Origin of the sequence: Brevibacillus migulae, from assembly GCF_004521915.1 — a bacterium.
GTDB classification, from domain to species: domain Bacteria; phylum Bacillota; class Bacilli; order Brevibacillales; family Brevibacillaceae; genus Brevibacillus_F; species Brevibacillus_F migulae.
Map to the genome: position 1 here is coordinate 287,707 of NZ_SDKD01000002.1, position 16,620 is coordinate 304,326.

The 16,620-nt window shown below is 50.2% G+C and carries 19 protein-coding genes; 15 read left to right on the forward strand and 4 right to left on the reverse strand.

The annotated features are described in order from the left end of the window. Positions 1-3: 3 nt before the first annotated feature. The 4 genes from EIZ37_RS03575 to recN all read left to right on the forward strand — a co-directional run bounded on the left by EIZ37_RS03575 (position 4) and on the right by recN (position 4,057). Positions 4-819 (forward strand): TlyA family RNA methyltransferase, encoded by an 816-nt coding sequence (locus EIZ37_RS03575; protein WP_134683181.1) that lies wholly within the window; start codon positions 4-6, stop codon positions 817-819. Between the two features lie 179 nt (positions 820-998). Continuing rightward, on the forward strand, positions 999-1,856 hold the full coding sequence (locus EIZ37_RS03580; RefSeq protein WP_134683182.1) for an NAD(+)/NADH kinase: 858 nt from the start codon (positions 999-1,001) through the stop codon (positions 1,854-1,856). Between the two features lie 5 nt (positions 1,857-1,861). Further along, positions 1,862-2,311: a transcriptional regulator AhrC/ArgR gene (gene ahrC / locus EIZ37_RS03585; protein WP_134683183.1), complete on the forward strand. Its 450-nt coding sequence runs from the start codon at positions 1,862-1,864 to the stop codon at positions 2,309-2,311. 15 nt (positions 2,312-2,326) lie between these two features. After that, complete coding sequence (recN, locus tag EIZ37_RS03590; RefSeq protein WP_134683184.1) at positions 2,327-4,057, forward strand: DNA repair protein RecN; 1,731 nt, start codon at positions 2,327-2,329, stop codon at positions 4,055-4,057. Between the two features lie 34 nt (positions 4,058-4,091). On the opposite strand, the gene ybaK is transcribed toward recN, so the two are convergent. Further along, positions 4,092-4,571, reverse strand: a complete 480-nt coding sequence (ybaK, locus tag EIZ37_RS03595) for a Cys-tRNA(Pro) deacylase (RefSeq protein ID WP_134683185.1) — start codon at positions 4,569-4,571, stop codon at positions 4,092-4,094. Positions 4,572-4,797: 226 nt separating this feature from the next. Here ybaK and spoIVB point away from each other — a divergent pair, with 226 nt between their 5' ends. Next, the gene (spoIVB, locus tag EIZ37_RS03600; protein WP_134683186.1) at positions 4,798-6,132 is read left to right on the forward strand and encodes a SpoIVB peptidase; all 1,335 of its coding nucleotides are present in this window, start codon (positions 4,798-4,800) and stop codon (positions 6,130-6,132) included. A 264-nt stretch (positions 6,133-6,396) separates the two neighbouring features. After that, positions 6,397-7,185 carry a sporulation transcription factor Spo0A gene (spo0A, locus tag EIZ37_RS03605; protein ID WP_134683187.1) on the forward strand — a complete coding sequence of 263 codons (789 nt, stop codon included), beginning with the start codon at positions 6,397-6,399 and terminating at the stop codon, positions 7,183-7,185. A gap of 96 nt (positions 7,186-7,281) precedes the next feature. On the opposite strand, the gene EIZ37_RS03610 is transcribed toward spo0A, so the two are convergent. After that, positions 7,282-8,010 (reverse strand): CBO0543 family protein, encoded by a 729-nt coding sequence (locus EIZ37_RS03610; RefSeq protein WP_205683774.1) that lies wholly within the window; start codon positions 8,008-8,010, stop codon positions 7,282-7,284. A gap of 449 nt (positions 8,011-8,459) precedes the next feature. Next, the gene (locus EIZ37_RS03615; protein ID WP_134683188.1) at positions 8,460-9,227 is read right to left on the reverse strand and encodes a class I SAM-dependent methyltransferase; all 768 of its coding nucleotides are present in this window, start codon (positions 9,225-9,227) and stop codon (positions 8,460-8,462) included. Positions 9,228-9,352: 125 nt separating this feature from the next. Between EIZ37_RS03615 and EIZ37_RS03620 the strand changes: the two genes are divergently transcribed. Further along, the gene (locus tag EIZ37_RS03620; protein ID WP_134683189.1) at positions 9,353-9,919 is read left to right on the forward strand and encodes a beta-class carbonic anhydrase; all 567 of its coding nucleotides are present in this window, start codon (positions 9,353-9,355) and stop codon (positions 9,917-9,919) included. Beyond that, positions 9,906-10,760: a metallophosphoesterase gene (locus EIZ37_RS03625; RefSeq protein WP_134683190.1), complete on the forward strand. Its 855-nt coding sequence runs from the start codon at positions 9,906-9,908 to the stop codon at positions 10,758-10,760. The genes EIZ37_RS03620 and EIZ37_RS03625 overlap by 14 nt, the downstream gene beginning before the upstream one ends. Here the strand turns inward: EIZ37_RS03625 and EIZ37_RS03630 are convergent. Further along, positions 10,726-11,610: a LysR family transcriptional regulator gene (locus tag EIZ37_RS03630; RefSeq protein WP_134683191.1), complete on the reverse strand. Its 885-nt coding sequence runs from the start codon at positions 11,608-11,610 to the stop codon at positions 10,726-10,728. The genes EIZ37_RS03625 and EIZ37_RS03630 overlap by 35 nt on opposite strands. Before the next feature lie 113 nt (positions 11,611-11,723). Here EIZ37_RS03630 and EIZ37_RS03635 point away from each other — a divergent pair, with 113 nt between their 5' ends. The 7 genes from EIZ37_RS03635 (at position 11,724) to EIZ37_RS03665 (ending at position 16,592) form a co-directional block, all read left to right on the forward strand. After that, the gene (locus EIZ37_RS03635; protein ID WP_134683192.1) at positions 11,724-12,095 is read left to right on the forward strand and encodes a VOC family protein; all 372 of its coding nucleotides are present in this window, start codon (positions 11,724-11,726) and stop codon (positions 12,093-12,095) included. A 2-nt stretch (positions 12,096-12,097) separates the two neighbouring features. Then, a complete protein-coding gene (locus EIZ37_RS03640; RefSeq protein WP_134683193.1) occupies positions 12,098-12,874 on the forward strand; it encodes a class I SAM-dependent methyltransferase in 777 nt (258 codons plus the stop codon). Between the two features lie 172 nt (positions 12,875-13,046). Next, positions 13,047-13,217, forward strand: a complete 171-nt coding sequence (locus EIZ37_RS03645; RefSeq protein WP_134683194.1) for a DUF2759 family protein — start codon at positions 13,047-13,049, stop codon at positions 13,215-13,217. 120 nt (positions 13,218-13,337) lie between these two features. Then, positions 13,338-14,495, forward strand: coding sequence for a putative cytokinetic ring protein SteA (gene steA / locus EIZ37_RS03650; RefSeq protein ID WP_407921109.1), 1,158 nt, complete (start codon positions 13,338-13,340; stop codon positions 14,493-14,495). A gap of 9 nt (positions 14,496-14,504) precedes the next feature. Further along, positions 14,505-15,062: a copper transporter gene (locus EIZ37_RS03655; protein WP_134683196.1), complete on the forward strand. Its 558-nt coding sequence runs from the start codon at positions 14,505-14,507 to the stop codon at positions 15,060-15,062. After that, complete coding sequence (locus EIZ37_RS03660) at positions 15,049-15,738, forward strand: glycosyltransferase family 2 protein (protein WP_134683197.1); 690 nt, start codon at positions 15,049-15,051, stop codon at positions 15,736-15,738. The genes EIZ37_RS03655 and EIZ37_RS03660 overlap by 14 nt, the downstream gene beginning before the upstream one ends. Next, complete coding sequence (locus tag EIZ37_RS03665) at positions 15,729-16,592, forward strand: UDP-N-acetylmuramyl pentapeptide phosphotransferase (protein WP_134683198.1); 864 nt, start codon at positions 15,729-15,731, stop codon at positions 16,590-16,592. The genes EIZ37_RS03660 and EIZ37_RS03665 overlap by 10 nt, the downstream gene beginning before the upstream one ends. Positions 16,593-16,620: the final 28 nt, after the last annotated feature.

The following is a 16,620-nucleotide window of genomic DNA, read 5'->3' on the forward strand; positions in this document are numbered from 1 at the left end:
AAGATGAAAAAAGAGCGGTTAGATGTTTTATTGGTTGAACGTGGACTGTATGAGACACGTGAAAAGGCCAAAGCGGCGGTCATGGCCGGACTGGTGATCGTTGCCGGTGATCGCTGTGACAAGCCGGGTACCAAATTTTCCGAGGATGTCGCGATCACGGTCAAAGGGGACATTCATCCGTATGTTAGTCGCGGCGGACTGAAACTGGAAAAAGCGATACGCGAGTTTGACATTGATCTGACAGACAAAATCATGATGGACATTGGGGCGTCGACGGGTGGATTTACCGATTGCGCGCTCCAGCATGGGGCAAAGAAGGTATATGCCATCGATGTGGGCTATGGTCAGCTTGCTTGGACATTGCGGCAGGACGAGCGAGTCGTCGTCATGGAACGCACCAATTTCCGCCATCTGGATCCGGATGCGTTTCCCTATGAAAAACCAGATATGGCTTCGATCGATGTTTCCTTCATTTCCTTAAAGCTGATCCTGCCTGTTCTGCAGCGGTTTTTACAGGATGGTGGACAAGTTGTCGCCCTCGTTAAACCGCAATTTGAGGCGGGAAAAGAAAAGGTTGGAAAGAACGGCATTGTCCGTGATCCGGATATACATGTGGAGGTCCTGCAGGGGATCGCGGGTTACGCGGCTTCGATCGGACTCGCTGTACGTGGTGTCAGCTTTTCCCCGATTACGGGCGGAGAAGGGAACATTGAATTTCTCCTCCATTTGCAAAAAGCGGTCCCCACCGAAGCGGAAACCGCCTACTGGCTTTCCCAGATGGAAAAGATTGTGGCAGATGCCCATCAATCCTTGAAGTAACAAAAGCACAGCACGCATAGTGTACATGAACACTTCCGTCATTTTGGGGCGGAAGTGTTTTTTTCCAATATCTGATTGGGACAAAAAGAAAGAGAATATTGATCAAGAAGCTTTTTTTTTATGCAAGAGAAATTGTATAATTGTATAAAGTAAGCAACCTACTTATTTGGGGTGGCCATGTGAAAACAATTGGAATTGTTGCGAATAGAGGAAAGCCGGAAGCCAGAATTGTCGCCCGTGATCTCCTGTATCTTTTGGAGGAGAAGGGAGCCAGGGTGGTATTGGAGGAAACCATCGCCAGCGGAGTAGGCAGGCCCGAATTAGCGTTGCCGCTCTCCGATTTTGGGGGAAACATGGATTTGGTGTGCGTCCTGGGCGGGGATGGCACCTTGCTGGATATCGCAAGAAGATTGGCAGGATGCTCGTTGCCGATACTGGGCATCAATTTGGGGACGCTTGGCTTTTTATCGCAGGCGGAGCCGGAGCATCTGCCTCACGCTGTTGATAAGCTGCTCAGCGGGGACTATTGGATTGAAGAAAGAAGCATGCTTCAAGCCACATTGATCCGCCATGGAGAAACATTAGGCACGTTTACCGCCATGAATGATATCGGCATCGCCAAAGGTTCCTTCTGCCGGATTATCGAATGTGTCGTTTCCATCGATGACCAATATGTAGCAACCTTTAGCGGAGACGGTGTGATCGTATCGAGTCCGACAGGTTCGACTGCGTATTCACTGTCAGCCGGAGGCCCGATCGTCGCGCCGGATGTGAAAATGATCCTTCTGACGCCAGTCGCGCCCCATTCGTTGACAGCCAGACCAATCGTTTTTTCGGCGAGCCAAGTGATACGGATACAGGTAGACGCGATTCATAATGAAATGGGCTTGTCGATTGACGGACAATTCGGATACCGTCTGGAGGGCGGAGATGAGATCTATGTCTCTACATCCCCTTATGTGACTCCATTGGTCAAATGGGAAAAGGATCACTTCTTTGCGGCAATCCGAACAAAATTACGCGGTGAATGGGAGTAGATGGAATGAACAAGGGGCAAAGACATATACGCATTCGTGATATCATTACGAATCACGAAGTAGAAACACAAGATGATCTCGTAGACCGTTTGCGGCAGGCCGGGTTTAATGTGACGCAAGCGACCGTTTCCCGGGATATCAAAGAGATGCATCTGGTGAAAGTGCCGCTTCCGGATGGGCGCTACAAATACTCCATGCCGGCGGAGCAAAAAATAAATCCCGTTAACAAACTGAAGCGGATGCTGCTGGACACCTTCGTCAGCATCGATTATGTGGAAAATCAGGTCGTCATGAAAACTTTACCCGGAAACGCCAATGCGATTGCCGCGTTGATTGACAACTCCCAGTGGCCAGAAGTGCTGGGCACGATTAGCGGAGATGATACGATCCTGATCATTTGCCGCTCCAAAGCGTACGCGCAAGAAGTCACACAGCGTTTCACGGAAATGCTGTAGGGGTGGGGTGAGGTTATGCTCCTTGAGCTTACCATACGCAATTTTGCAATCATCAAGCAGGTGACCATCTCGTTTCGCAAAGGGTTAAACATCCTGACCGGGGAAACAGGAGCGGGAAAATCCATCATCATCGATGCCTTGGGCTTGCTCTTGGGCGAACGCAGCTCTACGGACTTTGTCCGCTACGGGGAAAAGCGGGCAGAGGTAGAAGGGCTGTTTGAGCTTAAGGCGGGTCATCCCGCGATCCAAATCTGCGAGGGTTTTGGCGTCCAGGTGGATCAGGATGGGATGCTGGTGGTTCGCCGGGATATTTCGGCACAAGGAAAAAGCATTATCCGTCTCAATGGTCAACTGGTGACCTTGGCGATGCTGCGGGAGCTCGGTCCGTGGCTGGTGACGGTACATGGCCAGCACGATGCCCATGCGTTGCTGCAAGCGGACAAGCATATCACCTGGCTGGATGCCTTTGGCGAAAAGCAGCTGCACACCGCCAAACAAGAGTATGCGGTGCTTTACCAAGCCTATCGCAAAGCGCGCGCAGATCTGGAGCGCATGTCCAAAAACGAGCGGGAAATGATGCATCGCGTTGATTTGCTCAGCTATCAGCTGAGGGAGATTGAAGCAGCCTCGCTGCAGCCGGGTGAAGACGAAAAATTACTGAGTCAGCGCAAAAAATGGGCACATCACGAAAAAGTATATGCGGGTATGCAAGCGGCCTATCGAGCATTGAACGGCGATCAGCGCGGATTAGAGTGGTTGAATCATGCGATGAGTGAGCTGGAGCGAGTACAGCAGTATGATGAAAATCTCGCTCCGATCATCGAGGCTGTACAGACGGCTTACTACCAGGTGGAAGATGTGGTCCATCAATTGCGTCAATTCCAAAACCGCTATGATTTCGATCCGGAGCAGCTTTCCGAAGTGGAGCGCCGCTTGGATGTCATCCAGACGTTAAAACGAAAATACGGGAAAAGTGTGGACGAAATCCTGGAATACGCGGCAGCCATCCAGGACGAGCTGGAGGAGATCGAGCATTACGATGACCGTTTGCAGCAGCTGCAAGCAAAGGTCCGCGAGCTGGAAGCGGATCTCGCGGTCGAAGCTATGGAGTTGAGCATGATCCGCCGCGAGTGCGCCAAGCAATTAGCCGCTGCGATCGAGCAGCAGTTGAAAGAGCTGCACATGGAGCGTGCACGATTTGCCATAGAAGTGCGACAGGTCCCCGATGAAAACGGGATTGAGGTGGAAGGAAGCCGCTGCCACGTTGATGAAAACGGGATGGATGTGGTGGAATTCATGATCTCCCCCAATCCGGGCGAACCGCTCCGGCCCTTGGCCAAGATTGCATCCGGCGGGGAGCTTTCCCGGGTGATGCTGGCGATTAAAACGATCCTCGCTGATACCGAGCAGGTAGGCACCTTGATCTTTGATGAGGTGGATACCGGAGTGAGCGGCCGCGCTGCGCAAGCGATCGCCGAAAAGTTGGCTCGGGTCGGGGTCAATCGGCAGGTGCTGTGCATTACCCATCTGCCGCAGGTCGCCTCCTTGGCAGATGCGCATTTTTATATCAAGAAAGAAATGAATGATCAGGAAACAGCGACATCCGTGCTCTACCTCTCCGAGGAAGAGCGAGTGGTGGAGCTTGCGAGAATGCTGGGAGGCGCGGCTGTCACCGAAAAAACGGCTGAACACGCGCGGGAAATGATCCTTCTCGGGAAACAACGAAAAGCTGTCAACGTAGGTTGACAGCTTTTTTTGTTTTGCCCATCACCCATCCGCTTTACTCCTTGATGACATCAGCAAAACGGGCTTTTGCAGCCTTCACAAGATTTTCAATCTGCGTTTCGATTTGCACGCCGATGCTTCCGCCACTGACGATGATGGTTTCCAGGTTTTTCGCCTGTTCATCGATAATCGTCGGGTACATTTTTTTCATGCCAATCGGGGAACATCCGCCGCGAATATAGCCGGATACCTGCAGGAGGTCCTTCACAGGAATCATTTCCACTTTCTTTTCGTCCACGATTTTTGCGGCCTTTTTCAAGTCAAGCTCCGCTTCCACAGGGATCACAAAGACATAATAAGCTTTGGAGGTTCCTTGCGCAATGAGCGTTTTATATACGATCCCAGGATCCCGCCCGATTTTTTGGGCGACTGAGATCCCGTCAATTTTTCCGTCATCCGTACGATAGTTCAGCATGGTATAGGCGATTTTTTCTTTGTCCAAGATCCGCATGGCGTTCGTTTTTCCTTGTTTCATCGTATTTCTCCTCGATTCGCTTCAAGTACATCCCATTATAATGGATTTCGCGGTAAATGGCTTTCTCTTACAGCGCGAACAAAAGCCTCGTCCATTTTTCTAATCTGGGAAAAACGTTCCTGAACGTATTTTACTGACATAATACAGCTTCCTGCAGGCAACATTATAGATACCCATATGGAGGGCATACGACAGGTGTAGGTAGGCAACGTAGGAGTGATTGCTGGTGATCCGTCAATACAGAAGACAATGGATGGGATGTCTGCTTTTGCTCATCACAGCGCTGACTGTGACGTCAGCACCGTTTCAAACCCTCTCTTCCGTACCGAGAGAATTGCGTCTGTTTGAGGGGTCTTTGCAGCAGTTGCAAGTTTCGATGCCGGTCATGGGAACGCTGGTGAATAGTAATCCGGAAATCGTTTCGGTGAACGGAAACAAAGCTCGCGAAGTTTCCGTCGACCTCAGCAAACCGCTTTCCGTCGAACCCAAAAGGGCTGGAGAAGCAAAGCTACAGCTAAAGTGGCACCATATCCCACTCAAAGCGATGAAAGTGAACGTGTTGCCTGACTTACGGGTAGTACCAGGTGGTCAATCAATCGGGGTGAAAATGCAAACAGCGGGTGTGTTAGTGGTTGGACATCATTTGGTGGATTCGGGAACAGAGAAATATTCCCCTGGAGAGCGTTCTGGCATACATGTAGGGGATATGATCATTCGCATGAACGATATGTACATCAATGATATGAACGATGTCAAAAAAATGGTCAATGAAGCCGGACAAAAAAATGAACCAATGCAGTTGCTGGTTGTGCGTGGAAAGGAAAAGCTGAGCTTAACCTTGATGCCGGCCAAGGACAAAAAGGATCAGGAATACCGCATGGGTCTGTATATCCGCGATTCAGCGGCTGGCGTGGGTACTCTGACCTTTTATGAGCCAAAAACGGGGACGTATGGAGCACTGGGTCATGTCATCTCGGATATGGATACGGGACAAGCCATCGTAGTGGGAGACGGACAGATTGTCCAGGCGAGTGTCACTTCCATTGAAAAAGGCGAGAGCGGCAATCCTGGTGAAAAGCTTGCCCGTTTTTACAATGAAAGTGAAGTGCTCGGCAACATTACCAAAAACACGCCATTTGGGATATTCGGCCGGATGAAAACAAAACCAAAGCGCAGCGTATATCAGGACGCGATCCCCGTAGCCTTGGCCGAACAAGTCAAAGAAGGGCCGGCAAAAATCTTGACGGTCGTCGATGGCCAAAAGGTAGAGGAATTCGATATCCAAATCGTCAATGTGGTGAAGCAGCATTTCCCAGCAACCAAAGGGATGATCATCAAGATCACCGATAAACGATTGCTGGAGCGAACAGGCGGCATCGTACAAGGAATGAGCGGCAGCCCGATCATCCAAAATGGCAAGCTGGTAGGGGCGGTGACCCATGTATTCGTCAATGATCCTACCTCGGGCTACGGCTGTTTCATCGAATGGATGCTCCAAGACGCCGGCATCCCCGTCCGCCAGTCGCCCTCGACACAAAAGGCCAATGAAGAAGCAGCATAGCTGGATTACGCCGTCCCTTTTGTTGGACGGCCGCTTTTTTTGTCGAAATGTGAGAAAAATCATGCAATCTTTCGTCATTGGCAGGAACTGCTTTTGGCTTGTCGAATCCTTTTACGAGGAAAGTTGAGAAGGCTATCAGGCAATCATTTTCCATAACATCTTAGGTCCAACCTCAAAAGTCTTTTCATCTGAAATGGAGCAGAAAACGAGTGAACCGTTTTTCGGTGTAACGCAGACGACCAGGATTGTAAGGAGGAAGTTATTTTGAGCCGGATTAAAATTGTTTTGGCGGATGACAATCGTGACTTTGTAAGTTTATTGGAAGAGTATTTGAGCAATCAAAGTGATATGGAAGTTGTGGGTGTCGCTTATAATGGCAACGATGTCATAAAGTATCTGCAGGATCGAGTTCCTGATATCCTGATCTTGGATATAATCATGCCTCATCTGGATGGCTTGGCAGTCTTGGAGCAAATTCAAGCGATGCGCCTCTCTCCACAACCGAAAATCATCATGCTGACTGCTTTCGGCCAAGAGGAAATCACTAAGAAAGCAGTGGAGCTGGGGGCCGCCTATTATATTCTGAAACCATTTGACATGGAGATTCTTGCCCAACGTATTCGCCAGATCATGAGCAGCAAAGCATCGGTTCCTTTTGTGTCCACCATGAAGCCGGTTTCCAACTTGGCGGTCAAAGGACGCAACCTCGATGCTTCCATCACCAACATCATTCATGAGATCGGCGTACCTGCTCATATCAAGGGCTACCTGTATCTGCGTGAAGCCATTACGATGGTATACAATGACGTGGAGCTGCTGGGTTCGATCACGAAGGTCCTCTACCCGGACATCGCGAAGAAATTCAACACCACGGCAAGCCGCGTAGAGCGGGCGATCCGCCATGCGATCGAAGTGGCCTGGTCACGCGGTAATCTCGATTCGATCTCCAATCTGTTCGGCTACACCATCTCCAATACAAAAGCGAAGCCGACCAACAGCGAATTCATCGCAATGGTGGCGGATAAGCTGCGGATTGAGCATAAGGTGAGCTGACGGTCCATAGCCACCAGAATTGTCAAATGACACAAATACCACTTGGTTATGAGTTCTTCGTGAACCATAAGCAAGTGGTATTTTTTATCGAATATGTCATCTCGCCTTGATTTTCCCTTGAAATGTTCGGCGCAGAGAAGTCTTCAAACCCCGGAACCAAAACGGGTCATGGTCTTTCATTAGGTACAGATACAGATTCGTCACCCATTTTGATGTTAGCGTAAGGACGATATAGCCTAAAAATAAATGGAGGAAAGTGGTACCTTTATGTAAAAGAAACATTCCCATACTATCCAAAGCAGGTTTAAACACAAAGGCCAGAAACCCGCTCAGGACGGTCGCAAACAAATAATAATTTTTGCCATGCCGGATTGTCCATTGATAGACGAGCATGTAAGCGATGGGGATAAAAGAAACATCTAGGGCAAAGCTCATTGGTCCGGGAAGCGTCTTAAAAGGGTAGCTCCACAAAGAATGACTGGTTCCATAGCCATCAATGTAGGTAAAAATGACATGTACGCTATATCCATAAAAGCCCAAGAGCAAAGCGCGTCTTCTGTCTAAGGCAAAGTAGAGGATCACCAAAGGGAGAAGCAGGATAAGCATGTTGAGCCAAAACTGCCAGGTTCCAACTGAATAACGTTGCCAATAATCAAGCCAGGCATTGGTAAGCTTATCCTGCATGTAATTAAGCTTCATTAAGGCATCCATTTGTCGGTCACTCAAAACAAACAACTCCTTTATTGCGACCGCACAGCCGCAAGCCTGTTTACAATAATTTGCCCATGATGGCAGGAGCTTATGAAGAGTGTTGACTGATGCCAAAAAAGGGCTTCTATTCCACTGGAAAGGAAGAAAAGCCCTTGCATAATTGGTAATTGATTAGGAAATTTGTAGCAATTCTGTAAAAGTAAATGTTACAATATAACCACATATCCGATTTACCAATGAAGAGAGTTTGGTTCAAAGGTCAGTGAGGCGATGGAAATGCTTACCAAACAACTGAAAAATAAACTAGCCTTATCCAGTATCCTTGCATTGCTATTGTCACCCATTGCGATCATGCTGGCGGCTTACTCTTCAGAAAATACAGGACGGTCGCTTGTTAGCCCTATTATTTTTTTCTTGATTGTTTGCTCGATCCCCTATTTACCCATTTTGTTTTTATATGAAAACAAACTCCAGCTAAGGGTGCTATCATTTGTGGTACCGGTTGTGGGGTGGGTTCTAATGTGGTCAGCATATTTGCTGCTCATGCAGTAGGTAGATGCTGCCTACGGCTTATACGCGATAAACTGTACGCGGCTATAATCCACGATCCATTGTCCTTCCCGATATAAAGACGCTTCTAATGCTGAAGCAATTTCCTCGAACGCTTGGCTCTTTTCTTGAGCGGTACAGTCCGTAAAAAAAGGAGCGGCAAAGACATTCAGCCAATGAATGATGGCTTGCTCACCGCCAGCCAGCGGGGTAGGTCGGTCAAAGTGGCGCGCATAAGTAACCCGGAACCCCTGCCCTTCAAGCAAACCACTATACTCTCCAATTGTCGGAAAATACCACGGATTACGCTCGACAGCATCCATACCGTGTCTTTCAAAAAAATGGACAACCGCTTGGTACACGGCATGGATGTTCCCTTTGCCGCCAAATTCGGCGACGAACCGCCCGCCTGAACGCAGCGTCATCCAGATCGATGCGATGGTCTGTTCCGGTTGTTTCATCCAATGGAGTGCTGCGTTTGAAAAGACCGCATCATATTGCTCAGGCGTGGAAAAGGTCTGCGCATCGGCCACGCTGAAGGTATGAGAAGGATATTTTTGGCGAGCTTGCTGGATCATGGATTCAGACATATCAATCCCGTGCACGAATGCCCCGCGATCTTGAATAATAGCCGCCAAGTCACCTGTCCCGCACCCGAGATCTAGTACTTTTTCCCCTTTTTGCACTTCCAAAAGCTCAAAAATGTTTTTTCCTAGTTCGGAAACAAACGACAATTTGTTATCATAGGTAGTGGCATCCCACATCTTGTCTGATTGGCTCATTTGTCATCATCCTTTTCAACTTGTTGATCTTGTTGTAACAGAGGTGATGTGATAAGTCCAATCTATAAAGGTTATGATCTCGATTGGTTTTGCCTATACATAAAGACAAAAGGACGGTGGAGTACATGAGCATGCTGCAATCCATTTTGACGTTTAACGAACATTTTGTAGCGGATCGAGAATATGAAAAATATCAGACAGACAAGTTTCCAGGTAAGCGCATTGTCGTTTTGTCCTGCATGGATACGCGCTTGGTGGAGCTTCTGCCAAAAGCGATGGATTTGCGGAATGGAGATTTCAAACATGTGAAAAGCGCGGGTGCAATCGTATCACATCCGTTTGGCAGTGTGATGCGCAGTATTTTGGTGGCAATCTATGAGCTGAATGCAGATGAGGTACTGGTCGTGGGACATTACGACTGTGGGATGAGCGCCATTAATCCGGAAGCATTTTTAAATAAAGTCATTGCGCGGGGGGTTCAGCAGGAAACGATCGATGTGCTGAAAAACTCAGGCATTCATTTGGACAAATGGCTGCGTGGCTTTAATGATGTGACCGATAGCGTGAAAAACAGCGTAGACATGATACGCAACCACCCGCTGATTACCAAGGATATACCGGTGCATGGTCTGATTATTGATCCGGTGACAGGAAAGCTCGACCTGGTAGCAAACGGGTATGAAGCAAGATGACCCAAAGCTAGGCAAATTGGTATTGGAACTCATCGGGAAATGGCTGGATCGCATTGGCATTTTCGCGTTTTTCCCGGAAAGAGACAGATTGGAAGTCCATGAGATGAAGCTTTCGCTGCCGCGTTTGCCGCATTCTTTTGAAGGTTTTCGGATCTGTCATTTCACAGATTTGCATGTGGGTCACTATCTGGATGAAGTCGGATTGACACGTCTGGTGGAAACCATTACTTCTTGTGAACCCGATCTGATCTGTTTTACAGGGGATCTTGTCGACAAGGATGTAAACTCACTCGAGGAAGCGATGCCGTTTTTGCAGAATCTGAAAGCCCCTGCCGGAAAATTTGCGGTCCTTGGAAACCACGATTACCGGACTGATGCAATGGCGGTCATCCAGGCGTGGAAGCAGGCGGGATTCTGTGTGCTGCGCAATCAGCATGCGGCTGTCAGCAGAGCGAAAGAAAGGCTGTACATTCTGGGAGTAGATGACGTGCTGTATGGCGATCCGCAGCTGGAAGAGGCTCTGGAAGGAATTCCGGAGGCTGCTTGCAAAATCTTGCTGGCGCATGAGCCTGATTACGCCAGCACCGCCGCCGCCTATCCGATTGACCTCCAGCTGTCTGGTCATAGCCATGGCGGACGAGTACGGCTTCCTGTCGTAGGCCATCTGCTAGTCCCGCAGCTTGGTTCGCTCTATCCTGATGGGTACTATGACGCTGGGGGCAGCGGTTTGCAGGTATTTACAAGCAGGGGAGTGGGAACGACCTTGATGCCCGTCCGATTCCTATGTCCGCCACAAATCGCGATGATCACGTTGCAGCGGGTTGCGGATAATGGGCAATGATCCAATCGACAAATTGCATAAAGCGAGGGTCATTGGTTTTATGATGGGGATAGGAGATCAGGGTCGGTCGCGTTAATGTGCCCTCGGCGATATCATGGGCCACAAGGCTGCCCGTTTCTCTCTCCTGCAAAAAGGTCCGCTCTGGCAGCAAAGTAACCCCGAGGTTTTGCATCACCATTTGTTTGACAGCACGAAAACTGTCCAATTCCATCATGACTCGCGGATACACCCCATGCTCAGCCAAAAAGCGGTCAACCCGTTGGCGGTATGGGGCTGTTTTATTGCTGAAAGCGATCGTCGGTTGATTCCCCCATGCTTGAAATCCCGGGAATTCCGCAGCCCAGGGATGCTTCGGTGAGACCGCGAGCAGAATCCGATCGGCAGGGAGAAAGATTTGCGCCAGCTGCGGATGATAGACTTCATGTCCGAGAAAGGCGATGTCCGCAGATCCGGTCAAAAGCGCATGAACCGATTCCTCATAAAGCGTGGATCTTACATAACAGGTGAACGCGGGATGGGAGCGGCTATAGGCCCCCAATAAACGCGGCAGCTCATAGGAAGCAAATGCTTTTCCGGCCACGATCGAAAGCGTCTCTTCCAGCTGGTTTTGCTTGTGGAACATCTGCCACTGCTCCAGCATGGCGCTCGCCACCGGGTAAAACCTGCGGCCGAGCGAAGAGAGGCTTACCCCCGATTTGGAGCGGATGAACAAGGGGCCGCCCACATGTTTTTCCAACTGCTGCAGCCGGTGTGTGACCGTGGATTGAGCGAGGTAGAGAGACTGGGCCGCTTGATTGATCGAACCGTGCTGATGGATGGCAAGAAATACTTCCAGGTTTCCGAGATCCATAGGAGGCTCCTTTGCACGCAAATATGTTATCGAATTTATCGTTAACTCGTTATCGATATACTATAACAGCATTCAGGAAAAATCTACTAAAGTAGAGGAAGAGGTGATGAACTGTGAGGCAATTCATTCAAGGTTTGGACCATATTCAAATAGCAGCACCCCCTGGCTCGGAGGATGCTGCCCGGCATTTTTTCGGAGAGATCCTGGGCATGCCCGAATTGCCAAAACCTGAGCTTCTGCGAAAAAGAGGGGGCGTCTGGTTTCAATGCGGGCAGCAATCCTTGCATATCGGGATAGAGGAGCTGTTTTCACCCGCGAAAAAAGCACATCCGGCCTTTTGGGTGAACGGCTTGGAGCAACTCATTGAACGATTGGAACAGTATCAGGTGCGGGTACGTCGCGATGAAGCGATTCCGGAAATCAATCGCTGCTTTGTTGAGGATCCATTCGGCAATCGGATCGAATTGATGGAAAGAAGGTCGTAAGCATGGGGATTGATTTTCGCGATGAAAAAAATAAATCGAGCTATATGGGCAGGGAAGTGGATCCGAGCTGGCTGGCAACCATTCGGGAACTGGTGGATCCGACCGGAAAAACCGTGCTGGATCTGGGCTGTGGCGGTGGAGTCTACAGTAGGGCGTGGGTGACGCTCGGAGCCAAGCAGGTGATCGGGATGGACTTTTCACCGGTCATGCTGGACGCGGCTGCGGAATATTGCCGCGGGATCGATCAGCTTCAATTTTATCAGGGAGATGCAACCGCTATACCCTGGCCGGAGCAAAGTGTGGACATCGTGTTTGCGCGTGCATTGGTCCATCATCTGGCGGATACACGTCCGTTTGTTGCAGAGGCTTATCGTGTGTTGAAGCCCGGGGGAGTCATCATTGTACAAGACCGGACACATGCTGATGTAGATATTCCGGGCTCGGCGGAGCACATCCGCGGCTTCTTCTTTGAATCGTTTCCCCGTTTGCTGGACGTGGAGATGAAGCGGCGTCCCCAGGGTGAACTCATCATAGCCCAAGCGCGGGAAGCTGGTTTTTCATCTCTTCGACAATTGACCCTCTGGGAAACGCGCAAGATCTATGCATCGTCGTCTGAGCTGGCCGATGAGCTCAGAAGCAGAAAGGGTCGTTCCATCTTACATGAGCTCGATGACCATGAGGTAGACCAATTGGCTCGTGATGTACAAAGCAAGCTGCCGGAACAAGGGGCGATCACGGAAAAGGATCGCTGGACAATCTGGTGCGGTGAGCGCACGTAAAGCTGTGATGAAGGGACTGAAAATCGGGTACGATAGGAATAGCACATGGTTGGAATTGTGAATGGTTTGTCACATTTGATGAAACGACTTGTGTCATGATAGTGAACACATTATAATCAAAAGTGGTATCTTATTCCGGTTCGCTGATATTTGCTCAAAGGAGTGGCAATGTATGAATTTGTTTAATTACATCGTGATTATCTTAACGTTCTTTATTGCGGCGGGTGTGGTACGTTCGATCAAAGCGGGAAATAAATTTGCCGTAGGTTTTGGCTTGGTTTCCTTGGCTGTGTTCGTGTTCGCCGATATCTTGATCATTTATTACGCGACGCAAACCATCTAACCATATTCAAGCGTTTTCAAAGACAAAAGAGACTGTGCCGAATGGTGCAGTCTCTTTCTCTTTTTTTGCATGTTTTCCGGTAATATTTGTCATACTAATTGCTGGAGGTGGGCATTCTTGTTGAAGCGCAAACGATCCCATTCCGATCTGCTCGTGGGCAAGGCTGTCGCCGACTCGAAGACAAAGCGTCTCAGCAAACGGATTGGACCGCAGCAGATCGCTGTTTTACATCATGTGGATGTCGATGAGGTGGCGGCAGAATCTTTGCTGGAAGCAAAAATAGGAGCCGTTATCAATACCGCTCCATTTTTGACAGGAGCCTACCCCGCGATGGGGGCGATGAAGCTATTCGCAGCAGGCATCCCCTTGTTCGAAGTCATCGGGGATGAGCCGGAAGCGATTTTACGCCGTGTGGACGGGGCCATGGTGACGATCTCGGATGAAAGACTTTATCTGCATGAAAATGACTGGGAATACGTAGCTCCTCTTCGGCGTATCAAACGGGAAGATTTGCATGAAAAATGGCAGGAAGCGCATCGTCAGCTTGATCGGACCCTCTCCGCTTTTATTGACAATACGCTGACGTTTGCCGGATGGGAAAAAGATTTATTTTTGAAGCCGTTACGAAAACTTCCGCTCAAAACCAACATGATGAACAAGCATGTGGTCGTCGTTGTCCGCGGAAAGCATTATAAAGAGGATTTGCGCATTCTTTCCTCCTACATTAAAGAATGCCGTCCGGTGCTCATTGCCGTTGATGGGGGAGCCGACGCGCTCTTGGAGAACGGTTACCGACCGGATTTGATCGTAGGGGATATGGATAGCATTTCAGACCGCGCGCTGTTATGCGGTGCAGAGATTGTCGTGCATGCTTTTCCGGATGGACGAGCACCCGGCCGTGCCCGAGTCGAACAGCTAAATGCCCCTTTCCATCTGCTTCCGGCTCCTGGTACGAGCGAAGACGTCGCGATGCTGATCGCTTTTGAGGAAGAGGCCGAGCTGATTGTGACAATCGGCACGCATACCAATATGATCGACTTTCTGGAAAAAGGGAGGAAGGGCATGGCGAGCACCCTCCTTGTCCGGACCAAAATCGGGCCCAAGCTAATCGACGCCAAAGGAGTCAGTCAATTATATCAGCCGCGACTTTCCTGGAATGCGTGGGCATTATTTGTGGTCGCATCCCTTGTGCCGATCGGCGCCATCCTGGCCATCAATCCGGTTACCCGCCATGTCGCCCAAATGCTTTGGATGCAATGGCGCATGCTTTCTTTTTAGGGGTGAAACATGATTCATATCCGCTATCATCTCATGACAATCGCAGCCATTTTCTTTGCCTTGGGGGCTGGAATCATCCTTGGGGGCACAGCAGGACAGGCATGGTTTGCGGATACGGAAAAAGAATTCTTGAGCAGCATGGAGGCCAAGTACGACAAGGCGCTCAAGAGCAATAATGAGCTAAAGCAGCAGCTCAACCAGCTGATCGTACAGGTGGAACGCAGCAATGAGGAAGTCATCCATCTGATGGCTGTCCGATACGCAGAAGATTTGCAAGGAGAAAAAGTGCTGGTCTGGCATACGCCGGAAACGCAGATCGACCTGGTCAAACGGATCCTGCAAACGGTAGGCGTAGAAATGATTGCGTACAATCCGAATGCGGCGCTTCCAGATATACCGCTGCTCATCGTAGGCAGGGAATTGCCGGCATGGGCTCAGCGGATCCCGGTGGAGGCCGGTTATATTCATGTGGATACACTGCCGGATTCACCGGCAAAGCAGTGGAAGCTTTTGGAACGAGTACAAATGCTGTTGAAAGAAAAGAGGATGAAGCTTGAGAAAAGTTAGTGTAGTCATTCCGGCCTATAACGAATCCGCGCATATCGCCACGACCCTGCGTGCAGTCAGGCGGCATGTGGAATGCGATGAGCTGATCGTTGTCGATGATGGCAGTACGGATGGAACGGCAGAGCTGGCTGCAGTCTGGGCTGACCGGCTGATACGGCTGGGGAGCAATCATGGAAAGGGCTTCGCATTGAAGACCGGTTGGGAACAAGCGACTGGGGATATCCTGCTGTTTTTGGATGCTGATTTGCGGGAAAGTGCGGCTCATGCCGCCCATCTCCTCGTCCCGATCTTCGACGACTCATGTGACATGACCATCGCCATTCTACCCGGTCCGGTTAGAAAAGCAGGCTTCGGGCTGGCAAAAGGCTTGGCACGCAGAGGGATTCAATGGATGACCGGTTATATTCCCAATGCACCGCTTTCCGGACAACGGGCGATCAAGCGCGAAGTCTTGCAGGCTGTCGGGCATCTCGACCGTGGGTTCGGGATTGAGGTGGGACTGACCATCGATGCGCTGCGGGCAGGCTATCGAATCCAGGAGGTGCCTGTGGCGTTTACGCATCGGGAAACGGGGAATGACTGGCATGGCGTTGTCCATCGGGGAAGAGAGTTTTTTGCGATCGGCCGCACGCTTGGACAAAAATGGAAAGAGAGTGTGACCAATCGATGGGGGTAATCCTGTTTGCAGCGGCAATCACCCCGATTTTGCTGCATGCTCTCGTGTTTCGCCGCGGGCGCGAGCTGCTCATTCGCAAAGGAGTCGTGAGAAGCAATTACGCGGGCCGAGTGATTCCTACAGCAGGCGGTGTATTTTTTTCCCTGTATTACATCACGGCGGTAGGGGTGGCAGCCAGCGTTGCCTATCAGGGGCATTTTGCTGAGCTGCCGCTGATGCAGGCAACCCTCTTGTTCAGCGGCATGCTGACAGCGTCGCTGCTTGGCTGGCTGGACGATCGTTCTGCGGACAAGGAAGCAAAAGGCTTCCGTGGCCATCTGGCCGTCTTGTGGCAGGAGGGGAGGATGACCAGCGGGTTGTGGAAAGCGTGGGGCGGAGGAGCCGTGTCGATGCTGGTGGCTCTTCCGTTATCGGGGAATCTGAGCGAATGGTTGATCCATACAGGCATTCTGTCCCTTTCCATGAATTTGCTCAATCTGTTTGATCTACGTCCCGGCCGTGCCATGAAGGTGTTTTGGATCTTTCTGATTCTGTCTGCAACATCTGCTTGGCATGTGGCGACCGTCTATCTCTGGATGGTGCCGGGACTAATGGCGACCTTGCTGCTGTTTCGGCCGGAGGGGCGCCAGCAGATCATGCTGGGAGACACGGGGGCGAACAGCCTGGGGTTTCTCACCGGCTTTCTTCTCGTTCTGACACAATCCTTGACTGCCAAAATTTGCTTGCTGATCCTGCTGGTCATTCTTCATGGATTGGCCGAGTTTATCTCCTTTTCACGTGTCATCCAATCAGTGGGCTGGCTGCGGCGGATTGATCAATGGGGCCGGCAAAGCTTCCCGCAAAATGACGGTTGAACGAAAAAACGGCGTGCTGCCTGTTTCG